Here is a 23,995-nt window from a genome sequence, read left to right as displayed (position 1 = left end):
GCAGTAACACTTTCTTCAATATGCAAGGCCCCAGACGCGGGCACCCAATGTGCTGCTCGCGGCCGTTGAGAGTGTTTTCGGAGACATCATGGACAATACAATTCAGAAATCTTGCTGGGGCGTAACTGCACGCGCCGTGGCTGGTTTCGCTGGCGTTCTTGTTCTTGCTTATCTTTTCGGCGGCCTTTGATATCTGGTATCTAGAAAAGACCACTGATTGACGGCGCGGCTTCCCAAAAGCCGCGCCGTTTTTGATTCCAGGCAGCCAATCTCGACACCCCGGAGCCTTTGCGGGATGACAATGTCGCACGGATGGGATCGAATGTCGGTTGACCGCCTGACCGTCTGCTATGGGATCGCTTAGGCTTCGTTCCTATATTTGTTGCGGATTTCCTTAAATCGGTGCCGATCTGAGGATAAAATCGCGCAGTAAATATGAGGATAGCGCGCCGGTTCGCACAGACCGTGAAGCGTGATATCGAGGCAATCGTGAATGCGGTGCTCGGGCAATCATGCCGGTGCGCCGCGAGTCAGTCTCCGGGGCAGGCAAACTTATGTTTCTTTCCGTCTTCGACGTGTTCAAGATCGGTATCGGGCCTTCGAGCTCGCATACGATGGGGCCGATGTCGGCCGCCAACCGCTTTCTCGAACTCATTCTTTCCGACGACTGGCCGCGCCCGTCCCATGCTGCCGTTGCGGCGATCAAGGTCAGCCTGCACGGTTCGCTGGCCCATACCGGTATCGGCCACGGCACGGGCAGGGCGGTTGTCCTTGGTCTCGTCGGCGAACGCCCCGACCTGGTCGATCCTGATCGCATGGACGGCTTGATCGACGAGGTCGAGCGCAGCGGCCGCATTTCGCCGCCGGGACATCCGTCCTATGAATTCCAGCCGAAGACGGACCTGGTCTTCGACAAGAAGGTGCCGCTGCCCGGCCATGCCAACGGCATGTCCTTCTCCGCGTTCGACCGCGACGGCCGGCTGCTGCTGAAGCGGATCTATTATTCGATCGGCGGCGGCTTCGTCGTGACCGATACGGAACTCGAGGCGATGCGTGCCTCGAAGAACAAGGCGGCCGGCGTCAAGGTGCCATTCCCGTTCTCGTCGGCCCAGGAGATGCTGGACATGGCGGCCCGCTCCGGGATGACGATCGCCCAGATGAAACGGGCGAACGAAGAAGCGACCATGTCGCCGGATGAGCTGAATGCCGGGCTCGACCGCATCTGGGGCGCGATGAGCAACTGTATCGACCGTGGGCTGAGCCAGGAGGGCATCATGCCCGGTGGCTTGAAGGTCCGCCGCCGCGCACGCTCGATCCACGACAAGCTGCAGGAAGAATGGCGCTCCAACAAGACCAACCCGCTGCTCGCCAACGACTGGCTGAGCGTCTACGCGATGGCGGTCAATGAAGAGAATGCCGCCGGCGGCCGCGTCGTCACGTCGCCGACCAACGGTGCAGCAGGCGTCGTCCCCGCCACTATCCGCTACTACATGCATTTCCATGACGACGCGGATCAGGAGGGCATCCGCGACTATCTGCTGACGGCTGCCGCAATCGGTGGCATCATCAAGCACAACGCCTCGATCTCCGGTGCCGAGGTCGGCTGTCAGGGTGAGGTCGGCTCAGCGTCTGCCATGGCCGCTGCCGGACTTGCTGCCGTCATGGGCGGTACGCCCGAGCAGATCGAAAACGCCGCCGAGATCGCACTCGAGCACCACCTCGGCATGACCTGTGATCCGGTCGCCGGCCTGGTTCAGGTGCCGTGCATCGAGCGCAACGCGCTCGGTGCGGTCAAGGCGGTGACGGCAGCCTCGCTGGCGCTCAAGGGCGACGGTAAACATTTTGTGCCGCTCGATGCCTGCATCGAGACGATGCGCCAAACCGGCGTCGACATGAACGAGAAGTACAAGGAAACATCGACCGGCGGTCTCGCGGTCAACGTCGTCGAATGTTGAGCCGCCACGGTGATTGTGGATGAACAGCGTCCGGCCGCTTGACCGCAACGGCCGGACGGGTGTTCAAAACAGCTATGTCTCTGCATCTCATAAAGCTCTGCGTCGGAGCGGAATCGATCGAGGACCTGCGCGAATGGGTTTCGCGCAAGGCTATGGCCGCCATGGCCGCTGGCCTTGAGCCCCATTCCTTCCACACGACCCGCATGGTGCCGAAACGGGTGGAGGAACTGCTGAGCGGCGGTTCGCTCTACTGGGTGATCAAGGGGACCGTGCAGGCGCGACAGTCCTTGATCGGTATCGAAACCTTCACGGATGGCGAGGGTATCGGCCGCTGCAATCTGCTGCTTGGCCCGGAAGTGGTCGAGACGGAGTTGCAGCCGCGGCGTGCCTTCCAGGGCTGGCGCTATCTCACCGACAAGGATGCGCCGCGCGACCTGGCGTCGCTTTCCGGTGGCGGTGCCGAGATGCCGCTCGAGCTGCGCCGCGAATTGGCGGAACTCGGACTGCTCTAGTCTTCAATATGGATGACCTGACGGCCCATCATAGGGCAGGCTGCGATGCTGACACGCGCATGGTTGCGGCGGTGTCGCAACAAGAAAAAAGGCGGCACAGGCCGCCTTTTGGAATTTCATGAACGTTCAGGTGATCCGCATTCTCAGGGGATGGCGCCGGTTCGGCCCCGTCACGTGAAGATGAATGCCGGCCCGCGGCTGCGTCGATCGCCAGGCGCGCGCTCCGTGCGTCAGGAGCATCCCGACCAGATCACGCGTCTTCGCCTTCGATCGGTTCAGCCCGAGATCGGCAATGCGCATGGCCGCCTCGTGCAGGGGATGCAGGTTGATGCGCGACGGCTTGGCGCGCCGTCCCGGCAGCGGGGTGACACCCGGAACGTTTTCGTTCATCGCCATGATTAACCTCGTTACGCTGTACAAATCCGAGGAAGACGGCCGGAAAACAAACACATCCGGCCGCCAAATCTTTTGACCTTACTGCTGGCTCGCCCAGCAGGAGATGCCTTTCTTCTTCAGGGCCTTGCAGGCATTGACCGCTGCATTCTGGTCGTCGAAGCCGCCGAAACGGGCGCGATAGACCTGGCCGAAAGCGACAGTGAAGGGTTTTGCATCGCGAAGTGCCTTGCCGCCCTTGTCCTTGGCGTTGCCGAGAAGGGTCATGGCCTGATCCTTGTCCGGCGTTGCGCCGATCTGGATGACCCAGCCCTGCGGCTGCGCCGGCATCGGTTCGGCTTTTGCGGCTTCGGCCGGTTCGGCCTTCGCAACCGCGTCGGCCTTCTTCGGAACGGAATTGGTGATCTGGGTGTCAACCATGCCGGCGGCGACAGGCTGACGGAGTTTCAGGCTCTGTGCGTCGAGCGTGTTGGGAACGATCTTCGGGGAAAGAACGGGGTTGTCCGACGCGCGCTTGTTGCCGGCATAGGCCATCTGTACGCTGCTCGCGCTTTCGCCGTTATAGCGGATGCCAGGAACCGGGCCGGTGTTGGGCAGGTCGTGACCGCTGGCCGCGGCCGCGACGACAGGCGTATCCGCAACGGGAGCCGCCTCTGCAACCTGGGTCTCTTCAGCCGGAACGGGAGTAGGCTTGGTCTCGGCAATCAGATTGCCGTCGCCACGCCGCGATGCCGACGGCATGTACTTGGCGACGAGCCGGCGCATCTGCGCATCACGGCTGGCGCCGGAGCTGCCGCCCATGACGACGGCGACGATGCTGCGACCCTCGAGCTGAGCCGAGGTCACGAGATTGAAGCCCGACGCGCGGGTGTAACCGGTCTTGATGCCATCCACGCCGCGGACATTGCCGAGCAGGCGGTTGTGATTGCCGATCGTCTGCTTGCCGAAACGGAAGCTGCGGGTGGAGAAGTAATCGTAATACTGCGGAAAATGCTGGCGAAGCGCGAGGCCAAGACGGGCCTGGTCGCGCGCGGTCGTGCGCTGTTCCGGGTCCGGCAGGCCGTTGGCATTGCGATAGGTCGTGCGCGTCATGCCGAGCGCCCGGGCCTTGTTCGTCATCATGCGGGCAAAACGCTGCTCCGAACCGCCGAGATATTCACCGAGCGCCGTCGACGCATCGTTGGCCGAGCGGGTGACGAGCGAAAGGATCGCCTGTTCGACGGTGATCGACTGTCCGGCACGCACACCAAGCTTCGATGGCGGCTCGGCGGAAGCGTTTTTCGAAAAGGGGATGGAGGTCGACTTCGTGATCCGACCGGCTTCGAGCGCTTCGAAGGTCAGATAGAGCGTCATCATCTTGGTGAGAGACGCGGGATAGCGCAGTTCGTCGGCATCCTCGCCGTAAAGAATCTTGCCGGTCTTGGCATCGACGACGATGCCCGAATATTTCGGATTGGCATAGTTCGAGGCGGCGAAGGCCGGTGCGGCAAAGGCGGCCGATGCAATGGCGCCCGCAAGGACGACCCGTCCTACCATCTTTGAAAGAGCACCGAACGGGCGCTTCGCGAGATCAAAAAAACCGGATTGGGACACTACGCTACTCTTTATTCTCATGTCATGGGGTTGTCCGGACGCCGCCTCCGGGAACGACCGTTCTCGAGACAGTATCGGCATAGCGTTACCAATCGGTTTATGATGAATGATTGGTTTCCGGAATCGAACGCATTTGTACAAGGGCGATGCCGGTGTAGCGCAATGGTGCGGCAGGCTGCCTGCACCACACCAGTTAGACGAAATCAGGGCACGAGACGGTTTTTGACGAAGGCGGTGATCGCTTGGTCGATTTCGCGCCACTGCGGCAGCAGTTTGTTGGAGAATCTGTAGAGCACGGCGAGGTCCTTTCCGGCGTGAATGTCGCGCTGGCAATCGGCGCTGGTCGAGATGGATTGTGGGCCGAGGCAGCGCACCACGTAGGGCGCCTGGGTGCTCGTCTCAGCGGTAAAGAACACTTCGCCCGCATAGCTGGATGTCGGCTTGACTGCGTGCTCCGTCAGCCCGGCCGGGCCAGCCGTGGGCGCGCCGTCGAAGACCTGCGAATAGATCGGCTCCAGCCGCCCGGACATGTCGCGCGACATCGTGCTTTGGGAAATCTGCAGGAAAAGGAGGCTTTCGGGTGCGTCGACATTGTTGAAGAGTGCCCGGCTCCGGGCGCTGTAACCTTCGAGCCCCGGCCAGGTCAGGTAGAGATCGACGCGCTCGACGATCGAGGTGGCGCGTTGTGCCTCGAAGCGGATCATGTTGGCCGGCAGGCGCAAGTGATCCTGGCCGATGAAGATGTCGAAAAGCTCGTTGCTCGCGGTGTGGCCGGCAAGGGCGAGGTTTTCGCCGAACCAGCGCCCTGCAAATGAGATGGCAGCGGTCAGCGCCGCAAGCACCGCGACCGCTGCCATCACCCGGTAGACGAAGCCGGGCGACAGCAGCGGTCGGAGCTCCGGTTCGTGAATGTCGTTTGAAGAGCTGCTCATCGTTGGGCTGTCCCGTCGCGATGGCCGAACCCCGGCGGTCCGTTGTTCGGCTCACGCATTCCCGCGCATCGTAGGATGGACGACGTCGCTTGCCCGACGCTGGTCGAGGATGGTTAATTTTCTGTGAATTCCCCCTCGAGCTGCGAAACATCAAAAACTTAAAGAAAGATCGCGACACGGTTTAGCGCCGGGAATGCCGGTCATAAAAACGGCCGGTTCCGAGGGACGCGGAACCGGCCGAGGCTCGGTCTGGACGGGGATGTTTATGACCGGTGCCCTGGAATGGTGGAGGCTGATGCGAAAGGCGCGCCGCCTCCGATGTCTTCTGTGCTTACTGCGTCCGTACGCTGCCGACGGCGACGGTGCGGCCGTCCTGGAGCTTGACCCAGCGACCGGAGTGTTCGGTCGATTGGCGCTTGAGGTAGGTGTATTCGGTGTCCGACCACAGCAGCACCTTGTTGCGCATGTTGTCGAGAATGAAGTCGCCACGGTCAGTGCGCACGGTGAGAACGGCATGGCCATCACCGTTCGGTTGCAGAACGACGGTGATCAGGAGGTCCGACGGAGAGAAACCGTTCTCGATCAGTTTGCGGCGCTTCAAGAGGACATAGTCTTCACAGTCGCCAACCGTGTCCGGATAGGACCACTTCTCCTCGACGCCATGAATTTCCATGTCGGTCATCGGGGTGACCGCCTGATTGACGTCGTAGTTGACCTCGAGAATCTTCTGCCAGCCTTCGCGCGTCAGCATCATCGGGCCGCGGTCCTTACCGTTGGAGGTGCACTCCGACGGATAGATCTTGCAGAACTCGTAGTGACCGATCGGCGGGTTGGTTGCACCGGTGACGACCATGTTGGCCGGAAGCGCCAGCGCCGTTTCGATCAGACCGCCGGTGAAAAGGACCGCAACCGCGATCATCTTGGTGATTGTCTTGAGCATGATTGTCTCCCCGTTGTGGTTCGACAATGGCACAGACGTTTTTATCGCTCGCGAACTTGCGAACTAAAAACAAGTACAAATGAAAGTCGTATAAGAATAAAACAAGAATAGAATTTGATTTTTATTTAAATCGAATTTGAGTCAAATTTTATCGATTTCTCGACGGAGCGATCTTCCATTCATGTTTCCTTGACGATGTAAGCGATTGTAATCAATAGACCTATGCCGATCCGCAGAGCGACAGGAGCAGTGGCTGCCGGAAAATCGCGGTCGCGATGCGTCGCGCCAGGGGCGGATGACGTCGATCTTGTCGTCGCTTTTCGACTTCAAATAAGCGTCGCGCCTTGAATTTGTTCGAAAAAATATTTGCGGTCAGAAGTCGCGGTCGGATCGAGATGTTCCGAAATGAAGCAGTCGTCGTCAGCGAGGCGATGCCGGTCGCCCAGTCCGCGCGGACAGCGTCGTCGCGGCCCGTGGGGCAGGTCTACTGTGAAAGCCAAGGTTGGTTTCGTGCCGCAGGATCGGGCCAGCGATTGGCTGGTCTGTCGTTGCGCATATCGGGGCGGCCCGCAATCACGCGTAAGAAGTGGCGCGGAGCCTCAGGGGGCTGGTGCGCGATCGGGGTGACAAGGCAACGATCTTGATCGGGGTAGGCCAGTGAGGGTCGCGCGGACACGCCCTTAGAGGAATTCCGTCAATGCTTCGCGCGACTGTACGCCAGAGAACTCGATGGCGCAGCCTTCCTGGAAATGGCGAACGATCTTGCCCTTCATGTTGCCGAGCAGGACCGGGGTGCCGATCGGCGGGCGGTTCTCGATATCGACGGCCGCGCCGGAGAGCGAGAGGTCGATGATGCGGCAAGGGAATTTTTCGCCGGTGTCCAGCGTCAGCTCGGTTGACGTCTTGCGCGGCGCAAGGCGGTCGTGGCGCCGATCCTCGGGCAGACCGAGTTCGTGTTTGTTGGCGATCCAGGTGAGCTGCGCAGCCAACTTCTCGCGCTTGCGTTCGGTGGCGTTGAGCTGAATCACGAAGGCATCGTCGGCGATGCGCGACACGGTGCCTTCAAGGCGGCCGACATGGTCGATATAGGCGATGATGCGCTCACCCGCCCGCGGCCGTGCCGGGGAGGAAAGCAGCACGTCACCCGGCGACATGTCGACGGCGGTGCAATCATATTCGTCGCGATTGGCCAGCATCAGCCGTCCAGCAAGGTTCACGGAAACGCGCTGGAACGCACCTTCGTGATGCGGCTTCGGAGCGGTATTCTGAGCGTGCTGGAATGAGAACATGGTGACTCTGCATGACGTATTTTGGCAGGCAGAGTTTAGAACGTTCGGGTTAATAGAATGTTCGTCCTGCGGTTGGTCCGCGTGGCCAACCCGGGACAGCAGCGGCGATCATTCGCGTCGTCCGCCCTCCAGAATGCGAAGATGTCCGACACGACGGGACTCTCCCAAAAACCCTTCGCCAGCGCGGGATTCTGCACGCGGGGAGACGTGTTCCACCGCCGGCTCTTCGCGAAACACGGCTGTGCGGTCGGGGTCGAGGATTTTCATGCCGGTGACGTCGAGGCCTTCCACCGATGTCGCATGCAACCAGTACGGGCGGGAAAGTGGCGAGAGCGCGCCAAGGATTCGGTCGCTTGCACCCTCGGTTGAGGCGAGCGGCAACAGCAGCATTTCGACCTCGACCTCGCGTGCATCGGCTGTGCGCCCTTTGGCGGACAGCATCACAGGCACCCGGTGCGTCATCACCTGGCCGGCGATGCGCTGCGTCTTGGCAGCCTGCGAGTTCAGCCACAGCATGCCGAATTGTCGCCCGCGCAGTTCAAGGCCGAAGAGTGCGCAGACATGGGTTCCCCCAAGACGAAACGAGATGCCGTTGCGATCGCGCTCGAGAATAAACAGGTTGGGCAACAGTGCGCGGATGTCCCCCGGCTCGAGTTCGTCCCGACAGGGAAGGTCGCGCTTGCCGCGAATGGTGTTCCAGTATCGGAAAAGCTCCATGGTCGTCTTGCTGCGCATCTTGCGTTCATTCCATTTCTGCGGCCCGCTTGTGCCGGTCTGGCACATGTTTGGCCGATCATTGCGGTCTTGAGATCAATGGAGCGAAAAGCATGCCAGCTCGAAATTAAGGTTAACGAATGGTTTCGATTGCGCTGGAGCACTGCGACTGGCACTGAAAGACATGACTTCACGAAGCGTTGGCTTCGGCACTTGAACTGGAGCTCGGATCTGAGCTTGGCGACCGTTCAGTTTTTACTGGACGGTCTTTTTTTGTTTGCTTATGGCTGGTCGCCCCAGTCCGGTCCGAATCCCGCGATGTCATGCCATCGCCTCGATCGAATGCGATCGAACGGGCCAATCGATGGAGAAAGCAGCAACCATGGAACGAGATCAGACGGCAACGCCACCGGAGACGGACCGGGACAGCGCCGCCAGTCCGTCACGTGAGCCTGCCTTCAATCTGCCGGCCGGACTTACCGGCATTCTGCTGTTTCTGATCGCCATTCATGCCTTGCGCACCTATGTTCTGCCGCCTGCGATCGATCAGGAGATCATCTTCAACTTCGCCTTTCTGCCGGCGCGCTACGATCATCCCCTGGCCGAGCAGGGGCTCGCCTGGCTCTGGAGCCCCATTACCTATTCGTTCCTGCATGGCAGCTGGGAGCACCTGATCTTCAATATCTTCTGGATGGTCGCTTTCGGTGCGCCGGTCGTGCGCCGCATCGGCATGGGACGGCTTGCGGTATTCTGGTGCCTTTCGGCTGCGGCCGCAGTTGCGCTGCACACGGCATTTCACTGGGGCGAGATGATCGTGGTCGTCGGTGCCTCGGGCGTCGTTTCCGGTTTCATGGGCGCGGCGGCGCGCTTCGTCTTTTCGCCAAGCGGGCGGATCAGCCGGCAATTTGCCCATCTCAACCGGCGGCTGCCCGTCAGTGAGGCGCTGGCAAATCGCTCTGTCGTGATGTTCGCCGGGATCTGGTTCCTCACCAACTTTCTGATCGGGCTCGGCATGTTCACGCCTGGGGGGGCGGGTAGCATCGCCTGGGAAGCGCATATCGGCGGCTTCCTCTTCGGCTTCCTTCTCTTCGGCCTTTTCGACCCCCGCGACTGACGACGTCGAAAGATCGGCGGACGGCGCTTGTGAGCGCTTGATTTCCCCGGAGCGCTGGCGCACCATTTGTTACGGTCGCCGATTGTCGAAAGGCTAGGCGGCCCGTGAATGCCGGGTATAGAAAGCCCGTCCGCGTCTGAGGAGCACGCGGGCAGGCGATCATAAGCGGCCAGGGTACAGGTTCCATCGCCCGACCGTACCGCACGAGAGACGGCTGGACCTTGCCCTGCCGACCCGGAGTTGTCGCAACGGGAGATGTGCGCATGTCAGTAAAAGCAATACTCGATGAAAAGGGTCGCAACGTCGTAACGGTCGGCCCGCAGATGACAGTCCAACAGGCTGCCATTCTCTTGCGTGACAATCATATCGGTGCGGTCATCATCGTCGATGCGGATGATCAGATCGCAGGCATCCTCACCGAGCGCGACATCGTCGCAGCGATCGCCAAGCAGGGAGCGACCTGTCTCGAAAGGTCGGTCGCGGCCGTCATGTGGCAAAATGTCTACTGCTGCACCGAGGAAATGTCCGTTCAGGCCCTGATGGAAATGATGAGCAAGCTCAGGGCCCGCCACCTGCCGGTCGAAAAAAATGGCCAGCTCGCCGGCATTGTTTCGATCGGCGACGTGATCAAACACCACATCCGTGCGATCGAGCACGAGACCGAGCAGATCAAGGCCTATATCGCCGGCTAAATGGGAAGGCAGCCTGCGCCGCCCCCTTATCCACCTCAGGTACTTTGCCCTGTTCGTGCCTACTGCATGTCTCCTTAAATCGACCTCGATTTAAGGACAAAGACATGCAGAAAATCAAAGTGCTGCAGCGACCTTTGCGTGTCTGATAAGGCGCGCGGCGCTGTAGCGATCGGGCGGCAAGGTCTTATGGCGCGATGCGGCCTGCTTGCGGTTCGCGACGCATTCCCCGTAATGGGACAACGACCCCGCGCACAATCGCTGCGCGGATAACCCGCAACAGATCGACGGAAGATCGCTCGTCAGCGCACGAGGGCGTCCTGCATCCGGCGGATCTCCACGAGCTTGGCCTTCGCTTCGTGGTAGCCTCGGTCGATCGCCTCACCTGCACGGTGAAACTCCGATAGGCCGATATCGTTGAGCTTGGGGTGCAAAGCCAGGTCCGGAGGGTCGCCGGCAAGACGAGCACGGGAAATACGATCCTGGATGATGTTGAAGGCCTGAACCATCACGCCGGTCATGCCGAGGCGGGAGTGAAGGGTCGCTTCCTTTTCCTGCGCCGGGGCATCCGGCGTCCCCATGCCGGCGCTGTGTTTGACGACGGCTGAGCGGCCATAGAGCTCGTAGTTGAGGTTCACGGCGACGACGAGCTGCTGCTCGTGAGCGCGGCAGACAGAGACCGGGACGGGGTTGACGAGCGCGCCGTCGATGAGCGTGCGTCCGTTCGCCTTGATCGGCTCGAAGATGCCGGGCAAGGCGTAGGAAGCGCGGATCGCGGTGATGAGCGATCCTTTTTCGAGCCAAACCTCATGCCCACTATGCACTTCGGTCGCAACGGCAATGAATGGCCTGTCGAGGCTTTCGATGCTAAGTCCCTGCAGATGCTCCTGCATGCGCTTGGTCAGCCTCAGTCCGCCAAAGAGACCGCCGCCGCCAATAGCGAAATCGAGCAGTCCCGCAATCCGCCGGACGGTGAGGGAGCGTGCGAAGGTCTCGAGTTCGTCGAGCTTGCCGGCAAGATAGCAACCGCCGACGAGCGCGCCGATCGAGGTGCCCGCAATCATGCCAACTTCGATGCCTTCTTCGTCGAGCGCTCGCAGCACGCCGATATGGGCCCAGCCGCGCGCGGCGCCGCCCCCAAGGGCAATTGCGATCTTCGGTCTCTGCGGAGGTGTCGCAGGTTCTGGTGGTGTTGTTGAAATCGATGTGCCGTCCGGGCCGGACAGATCTGCAATCTGGTTGCTACGCGTAAAAGTCCAATTCAACATCCGGCACCTCCAACACCGCCGAATACTCCGCAGCGCGACACGTCGATGAAGATGCGCGAAGGTCGCTGTGGTAATTCACGACTGACTTAACTTTCAGGGATCGGATTCGATCCTGAAGGAACGCAATTTCTTGCACGCGTCCTGGGGAGGCTCCGCCAAGCCGGCGCAGGTGCCGGCCTCGTCCTGTCCATTGCTGAAAGACTGGCACCGTTCTTAGGTATATCACCGATCCCGTCGCCGATTGCGGCAGGATCGATAAACATTGGATACAGTTTGCAATACAGCCGGGAACGTTGCCGTTCCTTCGTAGCGCCGCATCCTTGCCAAAGGATTAGGCGCTCGCTTGGTTTCCAAAAGATAAATATAGCATGTGCCCGCACCAAAAAGATGCGCGATGCTTAATTTTTATCATAGATTTCTGCGGGGTCGAAGTGCCTATGGTCGTCGGTGATTTCGACCATGGCCTTGCCGTTTTCGGCGCCGACCGTGCGGTAGAAGCAGGACCGGCGGCCGGTATGGCAGGTGGCGTCGTGACCGGCGACGGACACTTTCAACCAGATCGCATCCTGGTCGCAATCGGTGCGGATCTCCTTGACCGTCTGCAGGTTGCCGGAGCTTTCGCCCTTCTTCCAGAGGCTCTTGCGCGAACGGCTGTAATAGTGCGCGACACCCGTCTCGATCGTCAAAGCCAGGGCCTCGGCGTTCATGTGGGCGACCATCAAAAGCTCACCGTCCCGCGCATCCGTGACGACAGCCGTGATCAGCCCCTTTTCATCGAAGCGCGGGGTGAAGGCCGGACCGGTTTCCAGTTCAGCCTTGTTGGAGGAGGGAGCGTCGAAGGTGAGCGTCATGGAAAGGCTCCGTCTGTCGGAGCCTTACTTAAAGCCCCTGAGCATCGTCATGAACCGGGCCTGTTCAGCCGGTTCCGTCTGGAACGTACCCGTAAATGTGGTGGTGAGCGTTGTCGAGCCTTGCTTCTGCACGCCACGCATCGCCATGCACATATGTTCGGCTTCGATCATCACCGCGACGCCGCGCGGGGCAAGCGTTTCGTCGATCGCCTTGGCGATCTGCGCCGTCATCGATTCCTGCGTCTGCAGCCGGCGGCCATAGATATCGACCACCCGGGCGATCTTGGAAAGGCCGAGCACGCGGCCATTCGGCAGATAGGCGACATGCGCTTTGCCGATGATCGGCACCATGTGATGCTCGCAATGCGAATAGAACGGGATGTCCTTGACGAGCACCATGTCGTCGTAACCGGCGACTTCCTCGAAGGTCCGTCCGAGTACGTCTTCGGCAGCGAGATCATAGCCGCTGAAAAGCTCGCGGTAGGACTTGGCGACGCGCGCCGGCGTGTCCAGCAGCCCTTCGCGTTCCGGATCTTCACCGGCCCAGCGCAGGAGAACGCGCACGGCTTCCTCGGCCTCCTTCTGGGTCGGGCGGCCGCTCGCATCGTCGAGCACGGGAAAATTCTTCACTATGGCGTCCATAATGGCCTCTTTTAGCAATACGGGATTGCTTGACGTTTTATCTTTCGGACAACTCGCCACTGGCCATTCGCCTAACCCTGCAGGCTTGGGTTCCGTTGGCGGGCTCCGGGGCTTTCCGGTCCTGGCTTAGCAGTGCACTGGACCTTCCGGCACGGTTTCCCAAACAACAGGCGACATTGTTCCTCTTGCGGAACTGTCGCCCCAACACGACATAGCATATAGTATGGTGCCACAGAGATGAAAGAGGCGGAGCGTGTCGCGTCGTGCTTTTTTCCTGCCTACCGGAGAAAATCATGCGTCGATCACTCAAAACCGCGAAAAATCAGCCGGATCGCGTCAAATGATGGATGACATCTACAACAGCCGAATTCTCGAATTTGCCGGCAATATTCCGCGCATCGGAACGATTGCCGACGCCGACGCGGACGCGACCGCGCACTCGAAGCTCTGTGGTTCGAAAGTGCATATCTGGCTGAAGATGGACGGCGACGTGGTCACCGATTTTGCCCATGACGTGAAGGCCTGCGCGCTTGGCCAAGCCTCGTCCTCGATCATGGCGCGCCATGTCGTCGGCGCCGGCGCGGAAGAAATCCGACAGGCGCGCGCGGACATGCTGGCCATGTTGAAGGCGGACGGCGAGGGCCCATCCGGGCGCTTCGAGGATATGCGCTTCCTGCGTCCGGTGAAGGATTACAAGGCGCGTCACGCGTCGACGATGCTGACCTTTGATGCCGTCGTCGATGCCATCGAGCAGATCGAGGCCAAGCGACTGCTCGCGGCCGTCTGACATGTGCGGCGAACCGAATTGTCGGCATACGCCGGACAACGGTGCGAAGCCTGCAGTGCGTGGCCGAAACTGGGATGGTCCGTTTCGCAAGACGCCGGGGCGGCTGATCGGGATGGCGCTGATCCGTATCTATCAGCTCACGCTTTCGAGCTTCATCGGCAATTCGTGCCGGCACCTGCCGACCTGTTCGGAATACGGCTATGAGGCAATCGCCCGCCATGGCATCTGGGCCGGAGGGTGGATGACGCTGTTTCGCGTGGCGCGCTGCGGTCCGGGCGGAACGCACGGCTTCGATCCGGTTCCGGAACGGCTTGAACCTCGCCTGACCTGGTACACGCCGTGGCGCTACTGGCGGCCGCGGCCGAAGGCTGGATGACCACCATGACCATGCCGATGGAATACCGTCAGGCCTCCGCGGATTTCGAGCGTTTCATCGTCGACGCGCGCGACCTTGCCGGGCTGCAGACGACGAACCAGGCCTACACGATGGTGCAGGCCGTGCTGCAGACGTTTCGGCGGCGGCTGGAGCTGGAGGATGCCATCCTGTTCGCGGATGTCTTGCCGCCGGTGCTGCGCGCGATTTTCGTGGCCGAATGGGACCTCGAAGAACCGAGGGTCCCGTTTTCGGGCCGCATCGCCATGACCCGCGAGGTGCAGTCGCTGCGGCCGGATCACAATATTTCCCCCGACAGCGCCATTGCCGACGTGGCTGGCGCCTTGCGTCGCAACCTCGATGAGGTGAAGCTCGACCGGGTTCTTGCCCGGCTTCCGGCAGGCGCTGCCGATTTCTGGCGAGCCTGAAGGGAGGGTGGATGAACAGCTACGTTGCCTTGCTTTACAGCATTGTTCTTGGTGCCGGGCGACGTGTCGTGATGGCCGATCTCAGAGAGATGGCCGAAGGCCTCGGCTATCGCTCGCCGCGAACCCTGGTTGCGACCGGCAATCTCGTGTTCGAGACCGGACAAACGTCCATCGGCGACTTAGAATCGCCGCTTGAGAAGGCCTTCTCCGAGACATTCGGTCGGCATGTCGACATCATTGTCCGTTCCGGTGCCGGTTGGCTGAAGCTCGCGGCATCCAATCCATTTCACGACGAAGGCGAAGAGGATGCCACGCGCGTGCATGTCCGCGTGATGCGCGACCCGCTCACCGAACCCGCGCTCGAAGGACTTCAGCGTTACTGCGTCGCTGGGGAACGTCTGGCAATCGTTGACGGCGATCTCTGGGTGCATTTTCCCGGCAAGGCAAGCGAATCGAAACTGCTGGGTGCAATGACGACCAAGCGTTTGGGCATCGGGACGTTTCGCAACTGGAACACCGTGAAGGGGCTCGCCGAGATGCTGCGCGGCTAGGCTCTGTCGCAGCCTTCGCCTTTACTCACTTTCGAAAACCCTTTATCAGGCTACGGCGTGTTTTCCTGGGTCGTCTCGGCCTAGGGCAAAACATGCGGCAATCCAAAGCACTACAGCGACCTTTGCGCGTCTGACGGATGCGACGCTGTATCGTCAATTCACCGGTCGTTTCCGGTCAACCATACCACCCGCATTCGTTGGCGGGACTGGATAGGAGATCATCATGTCGAATCCTGTTTCCCTTACATTTCCAGATGGCTCGGTGCGCGAATATCCTTTCGGCACGACCGGCCGTGACGTGGCAGAATCGATTTCGAAGTCGCTCGCCAAGAAGGCGGTCGCGATTGCGCTCGACGACGAGCTGCGCGACCTGTCCGATCCGGTGACCAATGGCCGGCTCGAGATCGTCGTGCGCGACGACAAGCGTTCGCTTGAGCTTATCCGTCACGATGCCGCACACGTGATGGCCGAGGCCGTGCAGGAACTGTGGCCGGGAACGCAGGTGACTATCGGTCCGGTCATCGACAATGGCTTCTACTACGACTTCGCCCGCAACGAGCCCTTCACGCCGGATGATCTGCCGCTCATCGAAAAGCGGATGAAGGAGATCATCGCCCGCAACAAGCCTTTCACCAAGGAAGTCTGGTCGCGCGAAAAGGCGCGTCAGGTCTTTGCCGACAAGGGCGAGGCCTACAAGGTCGAGCTCGTCGATGCGATCCCCGAGGGACAGGATCTCAAGATCTATTACCAGGGCGATTGGTTCGACCTTTGCCGCGGTCCGCACATGGCCTCGACCGGCCAGATCGGCACCGCCTTCAAGCTGATGAAGGTGGCCGGCGCCTATTGGCGCGGTGACAGCAACAACGCGATGCTGACCCGCATCTACGGCACGGCCTGGCACACACAGGAAGAGCTGGACCAGTATCTCCACGTGCTCGCCGAGGCCGAGAAGCGCGATCACCGCCGCCTTGGCCGCGAAATGGACCTGTTCCATTTCCAGGAAGAGGGTCCGGGCGTCGTCTTCTGGCACGGCAAGGGCTGGCGCATGTTCCAGACGCTGACGGCCTATATGCGCCGTCGGCTTGCGAACACCTACCAGGAAGTCAATGCGCCGCAGGTGCTCGACAAGTCGCTGTGGGAAACCTCGGGTCACTGGGGTTGGTACCGCGACAACATGTTCAAGGTGACGGTTGCCGGCGATGAAACCGACGACGACCGCGTCTTCGCGCTGAAGCCGATGAACTGCCCGGGCCATATCCAGATCTTCAAGCATGGCCTGAAGTCCTACCGCGAGCTTCCGGTTCGCCTAGCCGAATTCGGCAACGTTCACCGCTACGAGCCCTCCGGTGCTCTGCACGGCCTGATGCGCGTGCGCGGCTTTACCCAGGACGATGCCCACGTCTTCTGCACCGACGAGCAGATGGCGGCTGAATGCCTGCGCATCAACGACCTCATCCTCTCGGTCTACGAGGACTTCGGCTTCAAGGAAGTGGTGGTCAAACTCTCCACCCGTCCGGACAAGCGCGTCGGCTCCGACGAGCTGTGGGATCGCGCCGAAAGCGTGATGATGGACGTGCTGAAGACGATCGAGGCGCAGTCGGAAGGCCGCATCAAGACCGGGATCCTGCCGGGCGAGGGCGCTTTCTACGGTCCGAAGTTCGAATACACGCTGAAGGATGCCATCGGCCGCGAATGGCAGTGCGGCACGACCCAGGTCGACTTCAACCTGCCGGAGCGTTTCGGTGCCTTCTATATCGACAAGGAATCGGAAAAGCGCCAGCCGGTGATGATCCACCGCGCCATCTGCGGCTCGATGGAACGGTTCCTTGGTATCCTCATCGAGAACTTTGCCGGCCACATGCCGCTTTGGGTTTCGCCGCTGCAGGTGGTGGTCGCGACGATCACGTCTGAAGCCGACGACTATGGTCGCGAGGTTGCCGAGCTCCTGCGTGACGCCGGCCTCACCGTCGAGACCGACTTCCGCAACGAGAAGATCAACTACAAGGTCCGCGAACATTCGGTGACCAAGGTTCCGGTCATCATCGTTTGCGGCAAGCGCGAAGCCGAGGAGCGTTCGGTCAACATCCGCCGTCTTGGCTCCCAGGCCCAGACCGCAATGTCGCTCGATGAGGCAATCGCGTCGCTCGCCTTGGAGGCGATGGCCCCGGACCTCAAGCGCAAGTTGGAAAAGAAAGCCCGGGGTTGATACCCCGGGCACTTGCTTTGTCAGCAAACTGTCATATTAGCGGAATATCCGGATAAGATTATATCCATCGGAGATTTCCGTGCAGTTCAAAGAGCTGTCCTACGCCAATGAAAACGACCGGCGCCTGAAGCGCTGGTTCATTCGCTCCATAGAAGGCCTGTCGGGCCGCAACCGCTACGCAAAGCTTTACACGCGCTGGCGGTCCGACATTGTCGGCAAGAGCGATCGGGTCTTCGGTGAAATGCTGCAACTGATCGACGTGAAGCTGCGAACCCAGGTTGAGTGGCCGCCGCGGCACTTGCCCGACACGCCGATCGTCATCATCGCCAATCATCCCTTCGGCATTGGCGATGGCATCGCGGTGCTGGCGCTCGCCGAACAGCTCGGCCGACCTTTTCGCGTCCTCATCAACAACGAACTACTGAAGGTGCCTGAGATGGCGCCCTATTCCTTGCCGGTGTCGTTCGAGGAGACGAAGGAGGCGCTCGCGGTCAACATGGCGACACGCCATGAGGCGCTGCGCCTGTTGAAGGAAGGCGTGACGATCGTGATCTTTCCCGCCGGCGGTGTCGCGACCGCGCCGAAGGGTTTCGGCCGCGCCGAGGACCTGCCCTGGAAGATCTTTCCGGCGAAGCTGATCCAGGCCGCACGGGCGAGCGTCATCCCGATCTACTTCGAGGGACAGAACGGTCCCTTTTTCCACCTGGCGAGCAAGATTTCACAGACGCTGAGATTGTCGCTGCTGATCCGCGAGTTTCGCCGCCTGTCGGGCACGACGATCGCCGCGCGCATCGGCCGTGTGCTGACGCCGGAGGACCTCGGTGCCTGTGGCGACCGCAAGGATTTGCTGGCCCGCATCTATGAAGCGGTCTTCTCCATGGCGCCGCCGCGCCGGCGGTTCATGAGACGGGTAGGCTGACGTAGCGTCAGCTGGTTGATGTTGGAAGAAGATCCTAGTCGGCCGCGTCGGAGATTGCGCCCGGGTTGGTACTCGCGTCGTTGCCGCCGCTACTGAGCAACACTTCCACATCCGTGTTGACGCCGGCCTTCACGGCGAAGTCGCGTTCGTAGATCTTGTCCTTGTAGCGTGCGACGGCGGAGTAGCTGCCTTCGAGCAGAACCAGCGTCGGGAAGGCGCCGTTTTCTTCGTCCACCGTGTCGCCCGCGGACGTCAGGATCGTCCATGCGGTGTTGGCAATCGCTTCGCCGCCGGGCTCAGAGACCAACTTGAGCGTCAGCTTGGCGGCGCGATGCTGGATGGTCGCTTCCGTCAGCTTGCCGGCTTCGACCTGGATGTCGGCGGCCGTCGAGGCGTTGGTGGCACCGTAACTCGAGGTCACATGATAGGTTCCGGCGCCGAGCCGGATCACCGTGTTCGGCTTCACATCCGACATGATGAGCGCCCGTTCGCCGTCGCTCTTGGTATCGGCGGAATAGACGGAGAAGCTGAGTTCGGCCGGTGGTATGCGCACATCGCTGCCGGAAACGGCGTTCAGCTTGATGCCGCCCGCATCCAGGACCAGAACCTGCTTTTCGAGCGTGCCTTCCTGGGGCACGCGGATCTTGCGCGTCGCGGAGGCACGTCCGAAGGAAACGTTGACGAAATAATCGCCCGGCACGACGTTGAACGCCGTCGATCCACCTTCCGAGGTTGCAAGAAGCGGCAGCTTGCCGTCGCTTCCGGGGATCGGGCTGAACACGCGCCAGGTCAGGCCGGCCTCGACCGGGGCGCCTTTCTCAGTGAGCAGCGCCTCGAGCTTGACATCCTTCAAGGTACCGTCGGCGATCGGATCCGTCGTCATCGGGCTGAAGCCCGTGAGCTTCGGCATCTTGCGCGGGCCGGCGATCGAAGGAAAACTCTCGAAGGCCTGGGTCGCATCCTCGGCAAGCACGCTTCCTGCAGCAGCGCCGGCGACAAGGATCGCGAGCCCGGTTCTGAGGAAAATACGAGAGCATGCACGCATGAGAGCAGTTGACTTCCTGACTGAGTGACTCCACTTGGGACGCCGATATGGCATTTTCGTGGCTGCCGATGCTGCGGCAAATTAGTGGAATTCATCCGACATGAAAACCGAAATTAAGCTTGTTGATTATCTCGCGTCCCGTCGCTCGATCCCCGCATTCCAGATGGGCGAACCCGGCCCCAGCAAGGCCGAGGTCGAGGAGATGTTGAAGCTCGCCTCCCGCGTCCCGGACCACGGCAAGCTCGCACCCTGGCGCTTTATCGTCTACCGCGGTGAGGAGCGGGCGCGCATCAGCGCCGAGCTGAAGGCGATGGCGCTCGCAGTGAAGCCCGATCTCTCGGAAGAAATGATCAAGGTCGAGGAAACGCGGCTGACGCGGGCGCCGGTCGTGGTCGCCGTGGTCAGCACGGCTGCGCCGCACTTCAAGATTCCGGAATGGGAGCAACAGATGTCTGCCGGTGCCGTGTGCCTCAACCTGCTGATGGCCGCAAACGCACTTGGCTACGCCTCCAACTGGCTGACCGAATGGTTTGCCTTCGACGAGCGCGCCTATCCCTTGCTGGGCGTCAAGCCGGGTGAGAAGCCAGCCGGCTTCATTCATATCGGCACTGCGATGGTGCCGCCGACGGAGCGGCCGAGGCCCGAGCTTGAAGAGATCGTCACCTGGGTTGGCGAGGGCGCCTGATGTTCTACGATACGGCCTCGAATCGTCACGGCTTGCCGCATGACCCCTTCAAGGCCATCGTCTCGCCGCGGCCGATCGGTTGGATCGGCACGCGTGGGCGCGACGGTTCGCATAACCTCGCGCCCTATTCTTTCTTCAATGCCATCAGTGATCGGCCGAAGCTCGTGATGTTCTCATCGAGCGGCTACAAGGATTCGGTCCGCAACATCGAAGCAACCGGTGAGTTCACGGCGAGCTTCGCCAGCCGCAGTCTTGCCGAGGCTGTGAACAAGACGTCAATTCCCGCGCCGCACGGTGAGAGTGAATTCGAGATCGCCGGGCTCACGCCAGTCGACGGCACTCTGGTGAAGGCGCCGTTCGTCGGTGAGGCCTTTGCTGCGCTCGAGTGCCGGATGACGGAGATGTTTCAACCGAAGGGCCTGGATGGCGAAGTGTCCGACAACTATGTCGTCATCGGCCAGGTCGTCGGCATTCATATCCGCAAGGAAGCAATCCGCGATGGCCGCTTCGACATGGCGACGGTCAGGCCGCTCGCCCGTCTCGGCTACATGGACTATTGCGACGGCGGCGACGTCTTCCAGATGACACGCCCGACCCTCTGAGATCAGCGACTTTGCGCGCCTGATAGGTCACGTGTTGCTTACGATCGTTGCCTGTTCGATCGAGTTGCAAACGACCGAGGCAAAGCCGTTGTCCCGGCTCAGTGAATGCGCCCACCGTGTCGCGGCTTCGTCGGGGGTGGCAGCAGGTAGCACCTCATAGGCGGGCACACCAGCTTCGCACGCCCTCAGGACCACATATGCTCGTCCGGCAAGGATCGGCGCTGCGACGCGTTGATGGGGAGCGCTGGTCGGCTCCAGACAGCCAAGGGACTTGGCCAACGCTGCACCGTTGAAGATCAGCGCTTCCAGGCGGGACGACGAACCTGTCAGCGGATTGGGCGATAACAGGCCTCCCGGCGAGCCGCCGTATTCCGCATAGATCCGAATACGGTTGGGCGCGGTACCGTTGGCGGCTTCCGCAACCCGCAACATCACGTCGAGCCGTTGTATGTCGGCGCGCCCGCGGCATCCGGAAAGCACGATACCGTCGACACCGCTGTCGAGCAGCCGGTTCAATGCCTCTTCGTCCAGCCGCTCCAGCGGTTCGACGCGCGCAAGAAGGGCGAAGCTGCGGCCTGCCAAACGCGCCATGCTGCGCACTATTTCTGTGTCGCAACCGATATCCATGATGACACCGGCGAGCGCATTGAGCACAGCGACTTCCATCGCCGGAGCCGTACCCTTAACGATCAGCAACGGCTTCATGGTTTGGGAGCGGTTAACAGACATGGTGAACCAATCTTAAACCTTTGCCGGCTAGGGTTTGAACATCGGTGGCATTGGCGTGGTCTAGTGGGGCGTAGGTGATCATACAAGCATTTCTTCGCTGGGTGGAAACGGCGAGAACGGGTGAACGCACCCGCGCCGCCAGTGCGCTCGGTCGCGCCTATGTCGACGCGCAGATGAATGGCCTCGATCGCCGCGCCGCTGAGATGGCGATGACCTTCCTGCTCGACGATCCGTCGCCGAAGGTTCGGCGTGCACTCGCTGATGCGCTTTGTGGCTGCTCGTCCGTTCCGCGCGGCATCATTCTCGGCCTTGCCGAAGACCAGCCGGAAATTGCCTATGTCGTCATATCCCGCTCGCCTGTCCTGACCGATGAGGATCTGGTCGACCTTGCTGCCAGGGGAACGCTCGAAACGCGCGCTCTGATCGCGGCGCGCAGTTTCGTCTCCCGTGCCGTATCGGCCGCAATCGCTGAAATCGGCGGTGAGGAAGAAATTCTGATCCTCCTGGAAAACGCCGGCGCCAACCTGTCGCGCCGATCGTTGAAACGCATTGCCGAGCGTCTTGGCCGCTTCGCGGCCGTGCGCGACCTGTTGCTTGCCCGGCCGGACCTGCCAAGCGATGCCCGCCACGCGCTGGTGGAAGAGGTGGGAGCGGCGCTGGCAGCCTTCGGCCTGGTGCAGATGGCGATCGGCGAAGCCCGGGTCCAGCGGATCATGCGGGAAGCTTGCGATATTGCTGCCGTCGGCATGGCCGGGACGCTGGCTGTGGACGAGTTGCCTGGCCTCGTGGTGCATCTGCGTGAGACCGGCCGCCTGACCCCAGCCTTCCTGCTGCACGCGCTGGTGACCGGCCGTGCGGAGTTTTTCTCGGCCGCGATCGTCGATCTCTCCGGCGTTTGCGAGAAGCGCGTGCGCTCCATCCTGTCCGGCGGCCGCGTTCATTCGATCCGTGCTCTGTTCGAGAGCGCCGGCCTCGGCCACGATGTCAGCGAAACCTTTGCTGCGGCTGTGCTTTTCTGGCGCCAGGACACTTCAGCTGGAAACGACAGCACGGCTTCCGTCTCCACGGCGCTGCTCGCGCGGCTGCGGAATGAGAGCCCGTCCTCGGTCAATACTGCGATGATCGATCTGCTCGAACGCCTGGCATTTGCCGAGGAACGGCAGTCGGCTCGCAATTATGCGGAACTTGCGGCGCGGCAGGCCGCCTGACTTCTATTGCGGCGGATTGTATCCGCGACGTAATACTGCTGGCGGCCCGATGATTGCGGGTTCGCGGTCAATGAGGAACTGACGCATGAACGCGAGGGCCGACGCAACCGTTGCTGTTACCGGCATAGGCGGCTTTGTCGGGCGTCACGTCGCGCTCCTCTTGTTGCGGCGGGGCTATGACGTACGCGGCACCGTTCGGGACCTAGCGCGCGCAGAGGAGATCGAACGATCAATCCGCGCCGCCGGCGGCACGGAGGCGGCCAAACTGAGTTTTGCTGAAGCGGACCTGCTGGGCAAAAAGGCTGGGCCGATGCCTTCGCTGGCGTTTCCTATGTCATGCACACGGCATCGCCGTTTCCGGCGCGTCTGCCTGCCGACGAACCAAAGAAGAGGCGGTCATGGCCAGCGCCGAAAGCCTGATCGGCACTGGTCTGGTGTGAGCGTGCCCGCTAGTTGGTGAAGCGGCGAGCGACCCAGGAATAGCCATCTTCGATGTAGTGCACCGGCTTTGTAACGATGGTCTTGAGTTTCTCCCGGTCCGGCATGGCACCCGACAGGAAAGCCAGCGTCCGTTTCGGCAGGTTTTGTTCCGGCTCCGGTTCCGTCACCTGCGAGGGCGGCATCTGGCTCTGTTGCGAGCCGGCCGGTGGTGGGGTGAGGTCGGCAAGGGCTGGGCCGGAGGTTTCGCAAACCGCGACGACGACCGGATAGTTGGCGTTCGAGAACTTCGGCAGTTGCGCCTGCGAGTCCGTGTCGCATTGGGCGATCGACGGCCATGTGCCGTTGACCGTCGAGATGTATTGGCATTGGCTGACATCGTGGTCGCAGCCGAGAATGGTCATGACAATCAGCGCCGCTTGCATGGAGTTCCTGTCGGTCCCTGGAGGTTGTGATGCGATCAACCTATGCCTGTGCGATTCTCCCCGAAATAGGGCGGCGTTGCCGGTGACAGGGAACAAATTGTTTCAGCCCGTTAGCCGGATTGATAGGGTGGCACCGGGCGCGCCTGCGTCATTTGCCGTATTGGCTGGCGGTACGGGTGGCACTAACGTCCGGCCGCAAACAGTTAAAATCGACAAGGACGAAACAATTGCCTGCCGTAACCATAGCCCTGGAGTCGCCACGCCAAGCGCAGGTCGTGCGTCTGCTGAAACTCTCCGACGCCTATGCCGCTTCGCTCTATCCCGCCGAAAGCAACCACATGGTCGACCTTTCGAGCCTGGAGCAGCCGGGGGTTTCCTTCTTTGTGGCGCGGCGTGACGACAACATCGTCGGTTGCTGCGCCCTGGTAGAGGCCGGCGACGGTACGGCTGAGATCAAGCGTATGTTCGTCGATCCGGAGGCGAGGGGGCTGAGGCTCGGCAAGCTGCTGTTGCAGGCACTGGAAGCGCGCGCAGGTGAACTCGGCTACACGGCAATTCGCCTCGAAACCGGCATCTATCAGCCCGAGGCGATCGGACTTTACAAGGCGGCCGGCTATATCGAGCGTCCGCCCTTTGGTGACTATCAGCCGGATCCGCTCAGCCTGTTCATGGAAAAGCCTGTTCGCCAGGCGGCATGATCTCGCCAC

27 protein-coding genes are annotated in these 23,995 nt (G+C 61.3%); 15 read left to right on the top strand and 12 right to left on the bottom strand.

Annotation, left to right across the window (positions count from 1 at the left end):
• Positions 1-554 precede the first annotated feature (554 nt).
• A complete protein-coding gene (locus IB265_RS26020; protein WP_057255609.1) occupies positions 555-1,955 on the top strand; it encodes an L-serine ammonia-lyase in 1,401 nt (466 codons plus the stop codon).
• A gap of 74 nt (positions 1,956-2,029) precedes the next feature.
• Complete coding sequence (locus IB265_RS26015) at positions 2,030-2,467, top strand: DUF1489 family protein (protein WP_057255610.1); 438 nt, start codon at positions 2,030-2,032, stop codon at positions 2,465-2,467.
• A 126-nt stretch (positions 2,468-2,593) separates the two neighbouring features.
• Here IB265_RS26015 and IB265_RS26010 read toward each other — a convergent pair whose 3' ends face one another.
• From IB265_RS26010 to IB265_RS25985, 6 genes are all read right to left on the bottom strand, one after another.
• A complete protein-coding gene (locus IB265_RS26010; protein WP_057255611.1) occupies positions 2,594-2,863 on the bottom strand; it encodes a hypothetical protein in 270 nt (89 codons plus the stop codon).
• 78 nt (positions 2,864-2,941) lie between these two features.
• On the bottom strand, positions 2,942-4,474 hold the full coding sequence (locus IB265_RS26005; RefSeq protein ID WP_058320549.1) for an SPOR domain-containing protein: 1,533 nt from the start codon (positions 4,472-4,474) through the stop codon (positions 2,942-2,944).
• Between the two features lie 182 nt (positions 4,475-4,656).
• The gene (locus tag IB265_RS26000; RefSeq protein WP_058320550.1) at positions 4,657-5,385 is read right to left on the bottom strand and encodes a hypothetical protein; all 729 of its coding nucleotides are present in this window, start codon (positions 5,383-5,385) and stop codon (positions 4,657-4,659) included.
• A 331-nt stretch (positions 5,386-5,716) separates the two neighbouring features.
• Complete coding sequence (locus IB265_RS25995; protein WP_058328550.1) at positions 5,717-6,325, bottom strand: transglutaminase-like cysteine peptidase; 609 nt, start codon at positions 6,323-6,325, stop codon at positions 5,717-5,719.
• Between the two features lie 680 nt (positions 6,326-7,005).
• Positions 7,006-7,614 (bottom strand): PilZ domain-containing protein, encoded by a 609-nt coding sequence (locus tag IB265_RS25990; RefSeq protein WP_057255615.1) that lies wholly within the window; start codon positions 7,612-7,614, stop codon positions 7,006-7,008.
• Between the two features lie 108 nt (positions 7,615-7,722).
• Positions 7,723-8,349 carry a PAS domain-containing protein gene (locus tag IB265_RS25985; RefSeq protein ID WP_063891421.1) on the bottom strand — a complete coding sequence of 209 codons (627 nt, stop codon included), beginning with the start codon at positions 8,347-8,349 and terminating at the stop codon, positions 7,723-7,725.
• Positions 8,350-8,710: 361 nt separating this feature from the next.
• On the opposite strand from IB265_RS25985, the gene IB265_RS25980 reads away from it, so the two are divergent.
• Both IB265_RS25980 and IB265_RS25975 read left to right on the top strand, forming a co-directional pair.
• Positions 8,711-9,442 carry a rhomboid family intramembrane serine protease gene (locus IB265_RS25980; protein ID WP_058328551.1) on the top strand — a complete coding sequence of 244 codons (732 nt, stop codon included), beginning with the start codon at positions 8,711-8,713 and terminating at the stop codon, positions 9,440-9,442.
• Between the two features lie 263 nt (positions 9,443-9,705).
• A complete protein-coding gene (locus IB265_RS25975) occupies positions 9,706-10,134 on the top strand; it encodes a CBS domain-containing protein (protein WP_057255618.1) in 429 nt (142 codons plus the stop codon).
• A gap of 299 nt (positions 10,135-10,433) precedes the next feature.
• Here the strand turns inward: IB265_RS25975 and IB265_RS25970 are convergent, their stop codons facing one another.
• The 3 genes from IB265_RS25970 to folE form a co-directional block, all read right to left on the bottom strand.
• Positions 10,434-11,399 carry a patatin-like phospholipase family protein gene (locus IB265_RS25970; RefSeq protein ID WP_057255619.1) on the bottom strand — a complete coding sequence of 322 codons (966 nt, stop codon included), beginning with the start codon at positions 11,397-11,399 and terminating at the stop codon, positions 10,434-10,436.
• Positions 11,400-11,797: 398 nt separating this feature from the next.
• The gene (gene hisI / locus IB265_RS25965) at positions 11,798-12,250 is read right to left on the bottom strand and encodes a phosphoribosyl-AMP cyclohydrolase (RefSeq protein ID WP_058320553.1); all 453 of its coding nucleotides are present in this window, start codon (positions 12,248-12,250) and stop codon (positions 11,798-11,800) included.
• Positions 12,251-12,274: 24 nt separating this feature from the next.
• On the bottom strand, positions 12,275-12,892 hold the full coding sequence (folE, locus tag IB265_RS25960) for a GTP cyclohydrolase I FolE (protein WP_057255621.1): 618 nt from the start codon (positions 12,890-12,892) through the stop codon (positions 12,275-12,277).
• 340 nt (positions 12,893-13,232) lie between these two features.
• Here folE and IB265_RS25955 point away from each other — a divergent pair, with 340 nt between their 5' ends.
• The 6 genes from IB265_RS25955 (at position 13,233) to IB265_RS25930 (ending at position 18,156) form a co-directional block, all read left to right on the top strand.
• Complete coding sequence (locus IB265_RS25955) at positions 13,233-13,679, top strand: iron-sulfur cluster assembly scaffold protein (protein WP_057255622.1); 447 nt, start codon at positions 13,233-13,235, stop codon at positions 13,677-13,679.
• A gap of 1 nt (position 13,680) precedes the next feature.
• Complete coding sequence (yidD, locus tag IB265_RS25950) at positions 13,681-14,055, top strand: membrane protein insertion efficiency factor YidD (protein ID WP_058320554.1); 375 nt, start codon at positions 13,681-13,683, stop codon at positions 14,053-14,055.
• A complete protein-coding gene (locus IB265_RS25945; protein WP_058320555.1) occupies positions 14,052-14,480 on the top strand; it encodes a DUF2267 domain-containing protein in 429 nt (142 codons plus the stop codon). The genes yidD and IB265_RS25945 overlap by 4 nt, the downstream gene beginning before the upstream one ends.
• 11 nt (positions 14,481-14,491) lie before the next feature.
• The gene (locus IB265_RS25940; RefSeq protein WP_192495291.1) at positions 14,492-15,031 is read left to right on the top strand and encodes a DUF1697 domain-containing protein; all 540 of its coding nucleotides are present in this window, start codon (positions 14,492-14,494) and stop codon (positions 15,029-15,031) included.
• 223 nt (positions 15,032-15,254) lie between these two features.
• Positions 15,255-17,237, top strand: a complete 1,983-nt coding sequence (gene thrS, locus IB265_RS25935; protein ID WP_192495290.1) for a threonine--tRNA ligase — start codon at positions 15,255-15,257, stop codon at positions 17,235-17,237.
• Positions 17,238-17,316: 79 nt separating this feature from the next.
• Positions 17,317-18,156 carry a lysophospholipid acyltransferase family protein gene (locus IB265_RS25930; RefSeq protein WP_113736701.1) on the top strand — a complete coding sequence of 280 codons (840 nt, stop codon included), beginning with the start codon at positions 17,317-17,319 and terminating at the stop codon, positions 18,154-18,156.
• A gap of 34 nt (positions 18,157-18,190) precedes the next feature.
• Here IB265_RS25930 and IB265_RS25925 read toward each other — a convergent pair whose 3' ends face one another.
• On the bottom strand, positions 18,191-19,201 hold the full coding sequence (locus tag IB265_RS25925; protein ID WP_113736702.1) for a hypothetical protein: 1,011 nt from the start codon (positions 19,199-19,201) through the stop codon (positions 18,191-18,193).
• Between the two features lie 100 nt (positions 19,202-19,301).
• Between IB265_RS25925 and IB265_RS25920 the strand changes: the two genes are divergently transcribed.
• Complete coding sequence (locus IB265_RS25920) at positions 19,302-19,886, top strand: nitroreductase (RefSeq protein WP_057255628.1); 585 nt, start codon at positions 19,302-19,304, stop codon at positions 19,884-19,886.
• The gene (locus IB265_RS25915) at positions 19,886-20,488 is read left to right on the top strand and encodes a flavin reductase family protein (protein WP_113736703.1); all 603 of its coding nucleotides are present in this window, start codon (positions 19,886-19,888) and stop codon (positions 20,486-20,488) included. The genes IB265_RS25920 and IB265_RS25915 overlap by 1 nt, the downstream gene beginning before the upstream one ends.
• A gap of 27 nt (positions 20,489-20,515) precedes the next feature.
• On the opposite strand, the gene IB265_RS25910 is transcribed toward IB265_RS25915, so the two are convergent.
• Complete coding sequence (locus IB265_RS25910) at positions 20,516-21,142, bottom strand: aldolase (RefSeq protein ID WP_156414763.1); 627 nt, start codon at positions 21,140-21,142, stop codon at positions 20,516-20,518.
• 149 nt (positions 21,143-21,291) lie between these two features.
• Here IB265_RS25910 and IB265_RS25905 point away from each other — a divergent pair, with 149 nt between their 5' ends.
• Together IB265_RS25905 and IB265_RS37815 are read left to right on the top strand one after the other, a co-directional pair.
• A complete protein-coding gene (locus tag IB265_RS25905; RefSeq protein ID WP_113736704.1) occupies positions 21,292-22,425 on the top strand; it encodes a DUF2336 domain-containing protein in 1,134 nt (377 codons plus the stop codon).
• Between the two features lie 85 nt (positions 22,426-22,510).
• Positions 22,511-22,885, top strand: a complete 375-nt coding sequence (locus IB265_RS37815) for a GDP-mannose 4,6-dehydratase (RefSeq protein WP_113736705.1) — start codon at positions 22,511-22,513, stop codon at positions 22,883-22,885.
• Here IB265_RS37815 and IB265_RS25895 read toward each other — a convergent pair.
• Entirely contained in the window at positions 22,875-23,288 is a 414-nt protein-coding gene (locus IB265_RS25895) for a hypothetical protein (RefSeq protein WP_057255632.1), read from the bottom strand. The two genes, IB265_RS37815 and IB265_RS25895, sit on opposite strands and share 11 nt — an antisense overlap.
• A 227-nt stretch (positions 23,289-23,515) precedes the next feature.
• Between IB265_RS25895 and IB265_RS25890 the strand changes: the two genes are divergently transcribed.
• Complete coding sequence (locus IB265_RS25890) at positions 23,516-23,986, top strand: GNAT family N-acetyltransferase (protein ID WP_057255633.1); 471 nt, start codon at positions 23,516-23,518, stop codon at positions 23,984-23,986.
• The last annotated feature ends 9 nt before the right edge of the window (positions 23,987-23,995 follow it).

The sequence above is a fragment of the Ensifer sp. ENS10 genome (assembly GCF_014852025.1).
Classification (GTDB): domain Bacteria; phylum Pseudomonadota; class Alphaproteobacteria; order Rhizobiales; family Rhizobiaceae; genus Ensifer.
This window is presented reverse-complemented; position numbering and strand designations above follow the sequence as displayed.